This is a genomic window from Sphingomonas sp. DMC8 (assembly GCF_056314185.1).
In genome coordinates, this window is record NZ_JBQUYV010000008.1 from 132,839 (window position 1) to 146,889 (window position 14,051).

Genomic DNA, 14,051 nt, shown 5'->3' on the forward strand with positions numbered 1-14,051 from the left:
GTGGAATGAAGTAATTTGGGACGATGGAGACCGGTATGAAGAAGATTCGCAACTTCCTGAAGAATTCCAAGGGTGCGACTGCGATCGAATACGGCCTGATTGCCGCTCTGATCGCCGTTGCCGCGATCGCCGCGATGCAGGGCCTGGGCAACCAGCTCAACAAGACCTTCGGCAACGTCACTTCGAACATGAAGGCTTCGTAAGCCTCTTTTTTGATGGATGAAATGGAAAGGGCGGTGGCACCGGGTGCCGCCGCCCTTTTTATTTCAATACGTCTCAACGGAATTCATAATGTTTCGTTAACGGAATAAACATCCTCCGACGCATAGAATCCACTCCTGCGGGGGACTGAACCGATCCGGAGTCTGGTTATGCGTTTTCTGAGGAACATCCTGGCCGATGCCAAGGGAGCCACCGCCATCGAGTATGGGCTAATCGCAGCGCTGATCGCGATCGCCGCGATTGCCGCCATGCAAGGGCTGGGCAATCAGCTCGCCACCACGTTCGGCAACGTCACGTCGAACATGAAGGCCAGCTAAATTCCGAGACCAAAGGACAACCCAGGGGCGGAGCGAGGGGACCGCGCCGCCCCTGGGGCCGTCATCCGATCTTTCGGGGTTCAGACTCGCCCCATCGCCAGGAACTTGGCGCGCCGCGCCTGGCGCAGCCCCTCCGCCGACATGCCGTCCAGGCCACGGAGCGCCTGCTCGATCGCATCGCCCAGCGCCTGCACCGCCTGAGTCGGCGCCCGATGCGCCCCGCCCAGCGGCTCCTGCACGATCCGGTCGATCACGCCGAGCTCCTTCAGGTGCTGCGCCGTCACCTTCATCGCTTCGGCGGCATCGGCAGCCTTGTCGGCCGTTCGCCACAGAATCGAAGCGCAACCTTCGGGCGAAATCACCGAATAGACCGCATGCTCGAGCATCAGCACCTGATTGCCCGCAGCCAGCGCCACCGCGCCGCCCGAGCCGCCCTCGCCGAGGATCGAGGCAACCAGCGGCACGCCCAGCCCCAGACAGGTTTCGGTGGAACGCGCGATCGCCTCTGCCTGGCCGCGCTCTTCGGCCTGCACGCCGGGAAACGCACCCGCCGTATCGACCAGCGTGAGGACCGGAATGCCGAACCGGTCGGCCAGCTTCATCAGGCGAATCGCCTTGCGATAGCCTTCCGGCTTGCCCATGCCAAAATTGTGCTTCAGCCGGCTGGCGGTGTCGTCGCCCTTTTCGTGGCCGATCACCATCACGCGACGTCCGCGGAAGCGGCCCAGCCCGCCGATGATCGCATTGTCGTCGGCAAAGGCGCGGTCGCCGGCCAGCGGCATGAAGTCTTCGATCAGACCGGCGACATAATGCTTGAAGTGCGGCCGTTCCGGATGGCGCGCGACCTGCGTCTTCTGCCACGGCGTCAGGCGCGCATAGGTATCCAGCAGCAGCTTGTCCGATTTCGCCTGCAGCGGGGCGATTTCGGCAGCGATGTCCACGCCGCCGGCAGCGGTGCTGCGCAGTTCGTCGATCTTGCCCTGCAGTTCGGCGATGGGCTTCTCGAAGTCGAGGAATGTCGTCATGGGCAGTCGCGCTACGCGGAGCCGCGCTTCGCGTCAACGCGGGGCGTGGGTGCGCCCCCCTTCCCGCCCAGCGCTTCGCCCAGCGGATGGCGCTGGTTGACCAGTTCCACCAGCCGCCGGCTGTCGACATGCGTGTAGATTTCCGTGGTGGCGATGTCGGCATGGCCCAGCATCGCCTGCAGCGCGCGCAGGTCCGCGCCGCCTTCCAGCAAATGCGTGGCGAAGGCGTGGCGCAGCACGTGCGGGCTCACCCGGTCGGGGGGAATGCCCGCCTCGGCCGCCAGCGCACGCACCAGCTGGTACAGCCGCACGCGGGTAAGGTGCGCCTTGCCAGAAGGAAACAGCCACGCCTTGTCCGGCGGTACCTGTCCACGCCAGGCCGCCACCGCGGCGCGGGCACGATCCGAAATCGGCACCAGTCGCTCGCGCCCGCCCTTGCCTTTCAGAATCAGGAACGGCCGGTCGGGATGGATGGCATTGCGCGGCAGCGATACCAGCTCGGTCGCGCGCAGGCCCGAGCCATAGAGCAGCTCGATCAGTGCCGCGAGGCGCAGGTCGAGCGGATCGGGCGGCACCCGCGCCTGCCGCGCGGCGATGGCGGCGAACAGCGCATCGACATCGGCGACGCTCAATATCTTGGGCAAGGGCCGCGCGGCGCCGGGACGCGGCAGACTGGCGCCGGGATCGTCCGCCCGAAACCCCTCATCGGCAAGAAAGGCGAAGAAGCGCCGCAACGCCGCCGATTTACGCGCAACCGTCGCCCGCGACAGCGCCTGCCATTCGCCTGCCAGCCGCTCGATCTCCGGGCGCCCTGCCGCCGCCAGTCGCCCGCCCAGCAGTTCCGAGGCGAGACGCAGATCGGTGCCATAGGCAAGGATCGTGTTCGCCGCCGCCCCCGCCTCGGCGCGGAGCATTTCGAGGAAGCGCTCGATCAGCGCCCGGTCGCCGCCCGGGGAGGCTGCGCTCACGCCGTACGGGTGACCGCCTCGACGGCGATCATCCGCGCATAATCGGCCATGCCGGTGGCGCGCATCGCCGCGACGATGTGGAACAGCGCCTCGGGCGTCACATGCGTCCAGCTGGTCGATTGCATCCCCACCGCCGCGAGCAGCGCGACCGTGCCCGGTTCGTTGCGGCGCGCCGCATCGTCGATGGCGCGCGTCCAGCTATTCTCGCCGCCGATCTGGACCTGCAGCGCTTGGGCGCCGCGGCTGGCATCTGCAGGCGCCAGCCGACCCAGCCCCGCCAGCCCGGCGAGCAGCATCTGCGCCTTGCGCGGACTGGCGGAGCCGGTGAAGCGCTCGAAATCGCCATAGCTGATCGCGCCGCTGCCCGGTTCTGCCAGGCTGAGCAGCGCCCAGCCCTCGCTGCCGCGTGACACCACGCCGCGCCATTCCATGGCAGGGCGGTCATAGCCGGCGCTCAGCATCGCCGCGATCAAGGTGTCCGGATCGGGCGCGTCCTTGCTCGCGGGGATCCAGGATGCCGCCTTCGCCGTGAGGATAAGCCGGGCATAGCGCGTGCGGGCGGTGCCCGCCCCGTCCCAAAGCGCGCGAATGGCGGCGATACGTTCGGCAACGCCGCTGCCCGCATAGGCGGTGCGCAGGTCGCGCGCCGTGGCGGCGAGCGGCGCCGGAGCATCGGCCGCCTGATCGATCTCCGCATAGAGATCGACCAGCCCGGCATTGGAATAGACGCCAGCGGTGGCCGCCAGTTCTGCGGCAGAGGCGCGCGCCGCCGGGGCAAGACCGGGTGCCAGCGCCTGCCAATAGCGATATTCGGGGCCGACCGAGCCGTAGAGCTCGTCGGGAATGTTCACCCCGGTCGCCGTCGCCAGCCCGAAGCGCCACGGCGAAAGCTGCTGCACGCCGACCCAGTCGATCGTCACCGCCCGGCGACCATCCACACCCATACCGATCGCCTTTTCGGCGAGCAGCAGGTCGATATCGCCCTGGCTGCGGCCCTTGCGCGCTGCGTCGAACAGCTGGCCCGCCTCGTTCGGCTTGCCGGCAAGCCCGGCGCAGATCGCCTGGGCCAGCCCCCAATTGCCGTCCCCCGCAGGCGCCGTGCCCTTGGCCGCGACGGGGCAGAACTCGCCCGGGTCTGCGCTGGCCAGCGCCACCTGCAGCGCCGCCTGGCTGAGCCGCGGCGTGAAATCGTCGACATCGACATCGTTCACCACGGCGCGCGCCGCCATCGCCTCGCCCATGCGCACCAGCAACTGGGCGCGGTCGGCAGCGAAATCGGCCCCTTCCAGCCCGGCGGGCGTATCGATGGGCGACATCAGCGCACGCCGCAGCACGATGGATACCCAGCGCGACGCCACCGGCGCATCGAGCCGCTGCATCAGCGTCTCCAGCACCTGCCCGCGCGTCTTGCCGAAGGCGTTCGCCGGGAATGCCGTGTTGCCCCAGGCGAAGATGCCGACCCGATCGGTCGAATGGCGCGCGACTGCCGGCAGATCATATTGCGACAGGTTGACCGGCGCGGGGGCGGTGAAATTGCCCTCCACTTCCTCGGTATCGCCCTCGCCATTCTGCAGCGCCGCAGCGGCGCTGCCGCTCACCGGCTCCACCGGAAGCTGCGGGGCGACCTGCGCTTCCGGCGCCCGAGACGGCTGCGCGGCAGCCGGCGCGGGATTCTGCGCCGGCTGGTCAAAGCCGGGAGGCAGCAGCGATTCGGGGGCCTGCTGCTGCTTCGATTTCTGCTGCTGCCCCAGCGCCGGTACGCCGATGCCCGCCAGCACCAGCGCCGTCAGGGCAATGCGCGAGACCCTAATTGGCAAGGTTTTCAAGCGAGACCGCCTTCTCCATCCGCACCGGCTCCTTCGCGGTGTTGCGCCCGGCCAGGGCGAACAGCCCCACCAGCAGCAGGGCGACGACAACCAGCAAGACGACAAGCGCACGCGACATGAATAAAACCCGTAAAATAGCGGTTGGACGGGCCTTTTGCCCGAGACCCGGCCACGCTGTATAGCCCTTCGCACGATGTTACAAACGCCCGTGCAAATTCATGGCTGGACCGGCAAACCCATCGTCCTGGTGGGGCTGATGGGCGCCGGCAAGACGACGGTAGGGCGCCGGCTCGCCCAGCGCCTACACCTGCCCTTTGTCGATGCAGATCAGGAGATCGAGAGAGCGGCGGGCATGTCGGTATCCGACATTTTCGCGAAATTCGGCGAACCGCATTTCCGCGACGGCGAACGGCGGGTGATCGCCCGGCTGGTCGACGGCACGCCCAAGGTGATCGCCACCGGCGGCGGCGCGTTCGTCAACGAATCGACCCGCGCGCTGATTCTCGATCAGGCGATCGCGATCTGGCTGGATGCCGAACCGGCTGTCCTGGCCGACCGCGTCCGCCGCCGCGACACCCGCCCGCTGCTGCGCGATCGCGACCCGCTGGAGGTGCTGACCGAGCTGGCGAAGGTCCGCAACCCGCATTACGCGCTTGCACATATCCGCGTCCCCAGCGTAGCCGCACCGCACGAAACCACCGTCGAAGCGATCCTGAAGGCCCTGCAAGCGTGACCACCATTCCCGTCGCCCTGGGCGCACGCAGCTATGACGTGCGCATCGAACCCGGCCTGCTGGTCCGCGCCGGCGAGGTGCTGGCCCCGCTGGCACGCGGCCGGGCGATGCCGATCGTCACCGACGCAAACCTTGGGCCGCATTGCGAAGCGCTGGTCGCCAGCCTGGCCGCCGCGGGTATCGCCGCCCCGGTCCGCACGCTGCCGGCGGGCGAATCGACCAAGAGCTGGGCACAGCTCGAAGCGCTGACCGACTGGCTGCTCGAACTCGGCGTCGAGCGCAGCGACCATGTCATCGCGCTGGGCGGCGGCGTGATCGGCGATCTGGTCGGCTTCGCCACCAGCATCCTGAAGCGCGGCTGCAACTTCGTCCAAATCCCCACCACGCTGCTGGCGCAGGTGGACAGCTCGGTCGGCGGCAAGACCGCGATCAATTCGCGCGCGGGCAAGAATCTGGTCGGCGCCTTCCATCAGCCGGCCGTGGTGCTGATCGACCCGCAGGTGCTGGACACGCTGCCCCAGCGCGAACTGCGCGCAGGCTATGCCGAGGTCGTCAAATACGGCCTGATCGACGATGCGGACTTCTTCGGCTGGTGCGAAGCAAATGCCGCCGCGCTGTTCGCCGGCGATCCCGCCGCGCGCGCCCATGCGATCGGCCATTCGGTGGCCGCCAAGGCCCGCATCGTCGCCGCCGACGAGCGCGAGACGACCGGCACCCGCGCGCTGCTCAACCTGGGCCACACCTTCGGCCACGCGCTGGAGGCGGAAACCGGTTTTTCCGACAAGCTGCTCCACGGCGAGGGGGTGGCCGCCGGCATGGCGCTGGCCTTCGCCTTCTCCGCCGAACAGGGGCTGTGCCCGGCCGAGGATGCCGCGCGCGTCGCCGCCCATCTGCGCAGCGTCGGCCTGCCCGACGGGCTGGCAGCGGCGGGCGTGACGGCGGACGGCAAGACGCTGGTCGGCCACATGCTCCACGACAAGAAGATGGAGGGCGGCACCCTCCCCTTCCTGCTCACGCGCGGGATCGGCCAGACCTATCTGGACCGCACCGTCGATCTGGCGAAAGTCGCCGCGTTTCTGGACCGCTGCGGGTAAGCGCCGCCTGCGGACGTCGCGGCGTTATCGGTCTGCGACGGCCCTGTTTTCCCCATCTGCACGGGGTGCGAAGTTTAGGAAGTTCAGGCTCACGCGCGTATGTGCGCGAGGCAAGCGGGCTGTTGATCCGACAGGTGCAAAGAGCGGCGCCTTGTGGGGCGCGGTTTGAACATATGGGGAACATCCGTGGTATCAGCAAGGGGGTGAGGCTGTCTGATTTGGACGCATGCGCGTATCGCACCCCTCTCCACCAGCCGTCACCCCAGCGCACGCTGGGGTCTTCCCGGGGCCGGGCACAAACGGAACAGCGCTGCTGCGGGAGATGCCAGCTTGCGCTGGCATGACGAGAGGAGATGGGTCGCCCCGCCGCGCACCTTGCCCGCTGCCCCGGCAGGCCTACCCCGGCGCCATGCGTATCTTAGCTCTGGCCCTTGCCGCATCGACCATGCTCGTCCCCGCCGCCCTTGCCCAGCAGCGCGCCGCCGCGGTGGCGCCGATCCTCACGACCGCCGAGGCGAAGGATGTGTGGACCCATGCGCGGCCCGAAATCGCTCGCGTCACCCATGTCGCGCTGGACCTGCGCGCCGATTTCGCGGCGAAGACGCTGTCCGGCACCGCCACGCTCGACATTCTCGCGGCGCCGGGTGCGAGCGAAATCGTGCTCGACGATGACGGGCTGGTCATCGCGAAGATCACCGATGCCGCCGGCAAGGCCCTGCCCTTCACCGTCGGCAAGGCCGATCCGGACATCGGCGCGCCGCTTACCGTCCAGCTGAACGGCGCCCGCCGCATCACCATCCACTACCGCACTGCGCCCGGCGCCTCCGCGCTGCAATGGCTCGCGCCGCAGCTCACGGCGGGCAAGAAGAAGCCCTATCTGTTCAGCCAGGGCCAGCCGATCAACAACCGCAGCTGGATTCCGACGCAGGACAGCCCCGGCATCCGCCAGACCTGGTCGGCCACGCTGACCGTGCCCGCCGATCTGGTCGCGGTGATGAGCGCCGAGCGGATCGATGGTGCGAAGGGCCTGCCCGCCGGCAAGGGCTGGCACAAGTTCCGCTTCCGCATGGACAAGCCGGTGCCGCCCTATCTGATCGCCTTTGCGGTCGGCGACCTCGCCTTCAAGGCCGTCGGCCCGCGCGCCGGCGTGTGGACCGAGCCGACGATGCTGGACGCTGCGGCGAAGGAAGTCGCCGATGTCGAAAAGATGATCGACGCGGCGCAGGCGCTCTATGGCCCCTATCGCTGGGGGCGTTACGACATGCTCGTCCTGCCGCCCAGCTTTCCCTATGGGGGCATGGAGAACCCCACCCTCACCTTCCTGACGCCGACGATCCTCACCGGGGATCGTTCGAATGTGGATGTCGTCGCGCACGAGCTGGCGCATAGCTGGTCGGGCAATCTCGTCACCAACGCCACCTGGTCGGACAGCTGGCTGAACGAGGGCTTCACCACCTATTTCGAGAACCGCATCATGGAGGCGGTGTACGGCAAGGAACGCGCCGCCACCGATGCCGATCTGGAGTGGGACGGGTTGCAGAAGGACATCGCCGATGCGGGCGGGATGGAGGCTCCGACCACGCGGCTGCACGGCGATCCGGGCGCGACCTTCGGCCAGCTCGATTATTTCAAGGGATCGACCTTCCTGCGCACGATCGAGCGGATCGTCGGCCGCGCGCGGTGGGACGTGTATCTGCGCGGCTATTTCGACCGGCACGCCTTCCAGCCGCAGACCACGGCGGGGTTCCTGGCCGACCTGCGCGCCCATCTGGTGCAGGGCGACGTTGCGCTCGAATCGAACCTGCAGCTCGATAGATGGGCCTATGCGCCCGGCCTGCCGAACAATGCGGTGCATGTGCAGTCGGCAACGCTGAAGGCGATCGACCAGCAGCTCGCGGCGGTGAATGCCGGCGGGCCGGTGGCGGCGGTCGATCCCAAGGGCTGGTCGACCCAGCAATGGCTGCGCTTTCTCAATGGCCTCAACCGCCAGCAGACGGCGGCGCGGCTCAAGGAACTGGACGAGACGCTGGGGCTGTCGGCGTCGAACAACGCCTATGTTCGCTCCGCCTGGGGCGAGCTGGCGATCGCCAACCGCTACGACCCGGCGCTGCCCGGAATCGAAAAGCTGGTGGGCAGTGTCGGGCGCGGCCTGCTGATCTACCCGATCTACAAGGATCTGGTGGCACAAGGCGACTGGGGCAAGCCGGTCGCCCGGCGCTTCTATCAGGAGGCGAAGGGCAGCTACCACCCGACGATGGCGGCGGGCGTGGGGAAGATTGTGGGGGTGGAGTAACCCCACTCCCGTTCTGGAGCCCCTCCTTTAAAGAGCAGGAGAAGCCCATCTGACTCGCTTGCTCCCCTCCCTGCCAAGGGAGGGGCTGGGGGTGGGTGCGCGCGTCTGCGCGCTCCCAAAGTCGCTCTACCCAACTGACGGCGAGTCCCGCCGCCTAGCGGCGGCGGACCCACCCCCTACCCCTCCCTGCGATGCAGGGAGGGGAGCGAAAGAGGCAAATGCGATTGTCCCCCTTCAGGAAGGAGGGGCTTTACCGCCGCGCCACCCCACACGCCAGGCACACCCACCCCGCGATCATCGCCGCGCCGCCGATCGGCGTTATTGCGCCCAGCCAGTGGGGCAGGCCCAGCGCCATCAGGTACAGCGTCGCGGCAAAGACGAACCCGCCGCCGACGAACAAGGCTGCCGGCCAGCGCCCGCCCCGTTGCAACGCCACCAGCGCCGCCACGGCATGGATCAGCTGGTAATGGCTGCCGGTCTTCAGCCACTCCGCCGCCGCCCCGTGCGCGCCATGTGCACCGAAGGCGCCGGCCGCCACCGCCATCGCGCCGGAAAGCGCCGCCAGCAGCGTGATCCAGTTCACAGGCCCCCGCGCCTCAGCCATCGCCCCGGTCCTCCACTGCGGCAGCCGCCGCCGCTGCCTGGCTGAACATGCCGTCGCGCCCGGCATAGAGGTCGCCGGTTTCCTTCTGGCGTTTCAGCCGTTCGATGTCGCGGCGGCGATATTCGGCCTCGGTCTTGTCGATCTCCGCCCCGTCGACGCCCACTGCGTCCATCGCGCGGCGCGCCATCACGATCGCGCTTTCGATCATCTCGCGCACCACCCCGGCCACCGGGGCGCCGGCCAGCTTCATCACGCTGCGGCGATCATAGGCGCGCACGAAGATGCTGGCGTCGGGAAAGGCGGCGTGGACGCCCTCGACCATTTCCTTGTCCATCGCGTCGCCATCCTGGCAGAACAGGATCAGCTCGGCCTCCGCCGCACCCGCCTGGCGCAGCAGGTCGATGCGCGTGCCGTCGCCATAATAGACCTTCATGCCGAAGGTGCCGGCGGTTTCGATCATCTCGACATCGCGGTCGACGATGGTGACGGGGATGCCCTGTGCGATCAGCATCTGCGCCACGGTCTGCCCGAACCGGCCATAGCCGACGACGACGGCATTGGCGCCTTCCTGCTGCGGGCCGGCGGGGGTCGCCCCCTGGCGCGGCCGCTCTGCCCGCAGCCGCCGGGTTGCCATCATCAGGAACGGCGTGGTCGCCATCGACAGGGTGACGATGGCGCTGAACACGCTGGCGGCCTGCGGCTCGATCAGCAGCGCATTCTGTGCCTGCGCGAACAGCACGAAGCCGAACTCGCCGCCCTGGCTGAGCAGCACGCCCAGCGCGAAGGCGCCGCGCAGCTTCATCCCGAACAGCAGCGCCAGCCCCATGATCAGCGCCGTCTTGGCGGCGATCAGCGCCAGCGCCATGCCGGCGACGAACAGCGGGCGCTCGGCAATCGCGTGCAGGTCGAGCGTCATGCCGACGGCGACGAAGAACAGCCCGAGCAGGATCGCGCGGAACGGCTCGACATCGGCTTCCAGCTCGTGCCGGAAGGGGGAATCGGCGAGCATCACACCGGCGATGAACGCCCCCAGCGCCGCCGACAGCCCCAGCGCCTCCATCACTGCCGCGCTGGCGATGACGGTCAGCAGGCCGGCAAAGACGAACATCTCGCGCTCGTCGAGATTGCCGATCAGCCGGAACAGCGGACGCAGCAGAAACCGGCCCGCCAGCACCAGCCCGACAATGGCGAGGACGGTATAGACGGCGAGCAGCCATCCCGGCGGCCCCGCCTGATCGGCCGGGTTGCGCGAGAGTGCGGCGACGATCGTGATCAGCGGCACGATCGACAGATCCTGGAACAGCAGGATCGCAAAGGCCCGCTCACCGAACGGCGTGCGCAGGCGGCCGGCCGATTGCAGCAGCGGCAGCACCTGCGCGGTGGAAGAAAGCGCCATCGGCAGGCCCAGCGCCAGCGCCGCGCCGATGGTCGATCTGGTCGCCACCAGCACGATCGCCGCGACCGCCAGGCCGCAGATGGTCACCTGCAACAGGCCCAGCCCGAAAATGTCGCGCCGCATCCGCCACAGCCGCGACGGGCTCAGCTCCAGACCGACCAGGAAAAGCAGCAGCGCGATGCCCAGTTCGGCAATGCCCATCTTGCCTTCGGCATCGCCCACCAGCCGCAGCACATGCGGGCCAACCAGCGCACCGGCGACCAGGAAGCCCAGCGTCGCACCCAGTCCCAACCGCCGGAACAGCAGCACGAAGAACAGCGCGAAGCCGAGCATCGGCACTGCATCGACCAGCAACGATCCATCCCCCGAATGTGCCATCAGACCCGCGCCTCCGCCGCCTGCAGCGCCGCTTCCGCTGCGGCCTCGAAGGCGAGGCGGATCGAGGGATGGCGGCCGCGATGCGGCAGTGCGGGAGTGAACAGCGCCAAGCCCGGCCAGTCGGGCGGCGTCTCGCGTTCGCCGGCCAGCCAGGCGGTGAGCTGGTCACGGGCAGCAGCGATTTCGGCGGGCGAGCGGCCGATTACCGCCTCGCCCATCAGCGCCGCCGATGCCTGGCCCAGCGCGCAGGCCCGCACCAGCATGCCCATTTCCGCCACGCGGCCATCGTCACCGATCGTGATGTCCACCGTCACCCGGCTGCCGCAGACGGGCGAGCGCTTCTCGGCGGTGCCGGCGGGTTCGGCCAGCCGCACATGATGCGGGATCGAGGCGGCAAGCCGCAGGATTTCCATATTGTAGAGCGGCGCGTTCATGCCCCCGATCTAGGCGACCGGCGCGTCGGTTTCGAGTGCGAAAAACCAATCCTTGATATGGGTTCGCCGAAGGTCAGTTCCGTGCGTCGTCGCTGGCGGCATCCTCGCGCTCGTCATGCCGCACCGGCTTGCCGCGGAAGACGGGCTCGCCCCGGCGGCGGCGGTCGACGAAATCCGCGATGCCGGCGCTGGTGGTGTCGAGCAGCGGATAGGTCACCGACCTGGTGATCCATTGCGGCCGCTGCGAAGGGCCGCCGCCCATCGTGTCGAACACCAGTACGAGCACCAGAAAACCCATGCTGACCAGGATCAACCCCTTCAGCGCGCCGAACGCCACGCCCAGCGCGCGGTCGATCGGCCCCAGAAAGCTGTCACGCATCCGCGCGCCCAGCGTGTTGGCGATCAGCCGCCCGCCGAAATAGGCAAGCCCCGCCAGCACCACGAATGCGAGCACCGCCGCGCCGCCGGTGGTGCCGACGACATGGGTGAGGAGCTGGGTGAGCGAGGTGTGGAAGAACTTCACCGCCACCACCACGAGGATCCAGGCGAGAAACGCCAGCACCTCGGTCGTGAAGCCGCGCAAAAAGCCCAGCACGGCCGCCCCGCCGATGACGATCAGTACGATGATGTCGAGCCCGGTCACCTGTTCCTCCTGCCGGTTCCATAGCATCGGCGGCGGCGGGGTGAAGGGGAAAGCGCGTCGGGATGCGATTGTGGGTTGGGGGCGGTGCGGCTGCAGTCGGCAGGTCGTGGTGATGGAGTCCGCATCCCCCTCACCCTTCCCACCGCCTTCGGCGGCGGGCCCCTTCCCTCTCCCACAGGAGGAGAGGGAGTTGGGGCGCCTACTCTCCCTCTCCCCCTGTGGGAGAGGGAGGGAGCCGCGAAGCGGCGGAAGGGTGAGGGGGACGCAGATCGAATGCGGCGTCCTCCCTTTCAGGGAGGGGCTGTGCCCCTTACCGCTCGAACAGCGCCTTCGCGTCCGCCTTGAACGCCTCGGCGCTTCCCTTCCGCGAATAGAACATGTGGCCGCCGGGATAGACGCCCAGCCGCACCCGCTGGTCCACGCCGAAGCGCGGCATCTGATCCAGGATCATCCGCGAGGCGAAATAGGGGCAGGACAGGTCGTTATAGCCATGCGCGATCAGCACCGCCATTTTGGGATCGTTGGCGATCGCCTTGCGCAGGTCGCTGACCGGTCGGTCGTCGGGCGTGCCGCGGTCCCATGCCTCGTTCACCGAGAAGGACAGCGCGTTGTAGCGCGCGGTGGTTTTCCAGCCGACCTCGCGGGTGATGAAATCGACCATCGCGCTCGTCGTCGGCGCGATGATGCCTTCGAGGATCGGGTCGCCCGACTGGCGCTCGGCGGCATTGGGGAAAGGATCGAACGCATCGACGTTCGAATCGTACACGCTGCCGATCTTGCTGTCGTCGCGGTGGACTTCGCGCAGATAGGTGCCGTCGTCGACGCGCCCGTCGAGCCGGGCCACCAGCTTCGGGTCGAGCCCGGTCAGCTCCGCAACCTTCTGCCCCAGCCGCGCAGTCGCCTGCGGGTCCGAGCGGCCGGCGAGCAGATCGGTCGCGAACTGGCCGCGGGTATAGGCCTCGATCGCCGCCATCGCCTGCGGGTTCAGCTTGCCCTGCCGCTCGAGATGGCCCGCCGCCATCGACGGCAGGTTGATCATCCACGGCAGCGGCGACAGCGCATCTGCGCCCGCCGATGCGGCGGGATCGAGATAGGGCGACACCATCACGATGCCGTTCACGCCCACGCCGAGCTGGGTCTGGAGCTGATAGGCAATGCGCGGGGCGCGATAGCCGCCATAGCTTTCGCCCATCACGAATTTGGGCGAGCGCAGCCGCTCGTTCTTGACCAGCCAGTCATAGACGATGCGCGACAGATATTTGATGTCGGGTTCGGTGGCGTAAAAGGCCTTCTTGGTCGCGTCCTCGTCCACCAGACTGCGGCTGAAGCCGGTGCCGACCGGATCGATAAAGACCAGATCGGTCATGTCGAGCCAGCTCGAGGGATTGTCCTGCAGCAGCGGCGCGTCGGAGGGCGCATCGCCCTTGTCGCCGAACTGCACGCGCTTGGGGCCTACCGCACCGAGATTGAGATAGACCGAGGAAGCACCCGGACCGCCGTTGAACGCGAAGGTCACCGGCCGCTGCGCACCGCCGCCGGGGACGACATAGGCGGTATAGACCACCTCGGCGATCTTCTTCCCCTTGCTGTCATAGACGGGCAGCTTGCCGACCGTCGCCTGATAGCGGATCGGCTTGCCGCCGATCACCGCCGTCTGGCTGATGGTCTTGTCATCGGGCAGCGGCGGCAGGTCGGATTTGGCTTCGGGCTTTTCGGCGGCAGCCTCGGAGGGCTTGTCCTGGGCGAAAACGGCCGGCGCGAGCAGCAGGGCGGCGAGCGAAGCGGAAAGCAGAACGGAACGGCGCAAGATGGTCCCCCCCCGGGGATGAAGTGGTTGCGGATGCTAGCGCGGAGCAGACGCCGAATCCATCGAAGATATACTGTATCACCCAAAGCTCCAGCCGCAGCACCGTTCGGTACTAACCCTCCTGCGGGCGCCTCCACCGCTCCCGCCGGACATTCGCATTTGGCTCTATTGCTCCCCTCCCTGGACAGGGAGGCGGTTGGGGGTGGGTGCGCGCGTCTGCGCGCTACAAAAATGCTACCCTTGACGGACAGCGCGTCCCGCCGCCTGACGGCGGCGGACCCACCCCCGGCCCCTCCCTGCAATGCAGGGAG

At 68.2% G+C, this 14,051-nt stretch carries 14 protein-coding genes; 5 read left to right on the plus strand and 9 right to left on the minus strand.

Translation table 11 applies throughout. The annotated features are described in order from the left end of the window. Window positions 1-35 precede the first annotated feature (35 nt). Both ACT53K_RS16645 and ACT53K_RS16650 read left to right on the plus strand, forming a co-directional pair. The gene (locus ACT53K_RS16645) at window positions 36-203 is read left to right on the plus strand and encodes a Flp family type IVb pilin (protein WP_187726820.1); all 168 of its coding nucleotides are present in this window, start codon (window positions 36-38) and stop codon (window positions 201-203) included. A gap of 168 nt (window positions 204-371) precedes the next feature. Continuing rightward, on the plus strand, window positions 372-539 hold the full coding sequence (locus tag ACT53K_RS16650) for a Flp family type IVb pilin (RefSeq protein ID WP_476229836.1): 168 nt from the start codon (window positions 372-374) through the stop codon (window positions 537-539). An 80-nt stretch (window positions 540-619) separates the two neighbouring features. Here ACT53K_RS16650 and ACT53K_RS16655 read toward each other — a convergent pair whose 3' ends face one another. Genes ACT53K_RS16655 through ACT53K_RS16670 form a run of 4 tightly spaced genes read right to left on the minus strand, consistent with a single transcriptional unit; the run spans window position 620 to window position 4,476 of the window. Beyond that, window positions 620-1,564 (minus strand): acetyl-CoA carboxylase carboxyltransferase subunit alpha, encoded by a 945-nt coding sequence (locus ACT53K_RS16655; RefSeq protein ID WP_476229837.1) that lies wholly within the window; start codon window positions 1,562-1,564, stop codon window positions 620-622. Between the two features lie 11 nt (window positions 1,565-1,575). Next, a complete protein-coding gene (locus ACT53K_RS16660) occupies window positions 1,576-2,532 on the minus strand; it encodes a tyrosine-type recombinase/integrase (protein WP_476229838.1) in 957 nt (318 codons plus the stop codon). Next, window positions 2,529-4,358 (minus strand): hypothetical protein, encoded by a 1,830-nt coding sequence (locus ACT53K_RS16665; protein WP_476229839.1) that lies wholly within the window; start codon window positions 4,356-4,358, stop codon window positions 2,529-2,531. Before ACT53K_RS16665 ends, ACT53K_RS16660 begins: the two co-directional genes overlap by 4 nt. Beyond that, a complete protein-coding gene (locus tag ACT53K_RS16670) occupies window positions 4,339-4,476 on the minus strand; it encodes a hypothetical protein (protein WP_476229840.1) in 138 nt (45 codons plus the stop codon). The genes ACT53K_RS16665 and ACT53K_RS16670 overlap by 20 nt, the downstream gene beginning before the upstream one ends. 75 nt (window positions 4,477-4,551) lie before the next feature. Here ACT53K_RS16670 and ACT53K_RS16675 point away from each other — a divergent pair, with 75 nt between their 5' ends. The 3 genes from ACT53K_RS16675 (at window position 4,552) to ACT53K_RS16685 (ending at window position 8,478) form a co-directional block, all read left to right on the plus strand. Beyond that, window positions 4,552-5,091 (plus strand): shikimate kinase, encoded by a 540-nt coding sequence (locus tag ACT53K_RS16675; protein WP_476229841.1) that lies wholly within the window; start codon window positions 4,552-4,554, stop codon window positions 5,089-5,091. Next, a complete protein-coding gene (aroB, locus tag ACT53K_RS16680) occupies window positions 5,088-6,185 on the plus strand; it encodes a 3-dehydroquinate synthase (RefSeq protein WP_476229842.1) in 1,098 nt (365 codons plus the stop codon). Before ACT53K_RS16675 ends, aroB begins: the two co-directional genes overlap by 4 nt. 409 nt (window positions 6,186-6,594) lie before the next feature. After that, complete coding sequence (locus tag ACT53K_RS16685; RefSeq protein WP_476229843.1) at window positions 6,595-8,478, plus strand: M1 family metallopeptidase; 1,884 nt, start codon at window positions 6,595-6,597, stop codon at window positions 8,476-8,478. 250 nt (window positions 8,479-8,728) lie between these two features. Here ACT53K_RS16685 and ACT53K_RS16690 read toward each other — a convergent pair whose 3' ends face one another. The 5 genes from ACT53K_RS16690 to ACT53K_RS16710 form a co-directional block, all read right to left on the minus strand. Further along, a complete protein-coding gene (locus tag ACT53K_RS16690) occupies window positions 8,729-9,082 on the minus strand; it encodes a DUF423 domain-containing protein (protein WP_476229844.1) in 354 nt (117 codons plus the stop codon). Then, window positions 9,075-10,856, minus strand: a complete 1,782-nt coding sequence (locus tag ACT53K_RS16695; RefSeq protein WP_476229845.1) for a cation:proton antiporter domain-containing protein — start codon at window positions 10,854-10,856, stop codon at window positions 9,075-9,077. The genes ACT53K_RS16690 and ACT53K_RS16695 overlap by 8 nt, the downstream gene beginning before the upstream one ends. Beyond that, entirely contained in the window at window positions 10,856-11,290 is a 435-nt protein-coding gene (locus tag ACT53K_RS16700; RefSeq protein WP_476229846.1) for an iron-sulfur cluster assembly scaffold protein, read from the minus strand. The genes ACT53K_RS16695 and ACT53K_RS16700 overlap by 1 nt, the downstream gene beginning before the upstream one ends. Before the next feature lie 73 nt (window positions 11,291-11,363). Next, window positions 11,364-11,933: a CvpA family protein gene (locus ACT53K_RS16705; RefSeq protein ID WP_476229847.1), complete on the minus strand. Its 570-nt coding sequence runs from the start codon at window positions 11,931-11,933 to the stop codon at window positions 11,364-11,366. 310 nt (window positions 11,934-12,243) lie between these two features. Next, on the minus strand, window positions 12,244-13,740 hold the full coding sequence (locus ACT53K_RS16710; RefSeq protein ID WP_476229848.1) for a S10 family peptidase: 1,497 nt from the start codon (window positions 13,738-13,740) through the stop codon (window positions 12,244-12,246). Between the last annotated feature and the right edge of the window lie 311 nt (window positions 13,741-14,051).

What these genes read in the sequence shown, in the direction of transcription:
- ACT53K_RS16645 (WP_187726820.1), top strand. Translation starts at nt 36, where the DNA reads ATGAAGAAGATTCGCAACTTCCTGAAGAATTCCAAGGGTGCGACTGCG.
- ACT53K_RS16650 (WP_476229836.1), top strand. Translation starts at nt 372, where the DNA reads ATGCGTTTTCTGAGGAACATCCTGGCCGATGCCAAGGGAGCCACCGCC.
- ACT53K_RS16655 (WP_476229837.1), bottom strand. Translation starts at nt 1,564, where the DNA reads ATGACGACATTCCTCGACTTCGAGAAGCCCATCGCCGAACTGCAGGGC.
- ACT53K_RS16670 (WP_476229840.1), bottom strand. Translation starts at nt 4,476, where the DNA reads ATGTCGCGTGCGCTTGTCGTCTTGCTGGTTGTCGTCGCCCTGCTGCTG.
- ACT53K_RS16675 (WP_476229841.1), top strand. Translation starts at nt 4,552, where the DNA reads ATGTTACAAACGCCCGTGCAAATTCATGGCTGGACCGGCAAACCCATC.
- ACT53K_RS16685 (WP_476229843.1), top strand. Translation starts at nt 6,595, where the DNA reads ATGCGTATCTTAGCTCTGGCCCTTGCCGCATCGACCATGCTCGTCCCC.
- ACT53K_RS16690 (WP_476229844.1), bottom strand. Translation starts at nt 9,082, where the DNA reads ATGGCTGAGGCGCGGGGGCCTGTGAACTGGATCACGCTGCTGGCGGCG.
- ACT53K_RS16695 (WP_476229845.1), bottom strand. Translation starts at nt 10,856, where the DNA reads ATGGCACATTCGGGGGATGGATCGTTGCTGGTCGATGCAGTGCCGATG.
- ACT53K_RS16700 (WP_476229846.1), bottom strand. Translation starts at nt 11,290, where the DNA reads ATGAACGCGCCGCTCTACAATATGGAAATCCTGCGGCTTGCCGCCTCG.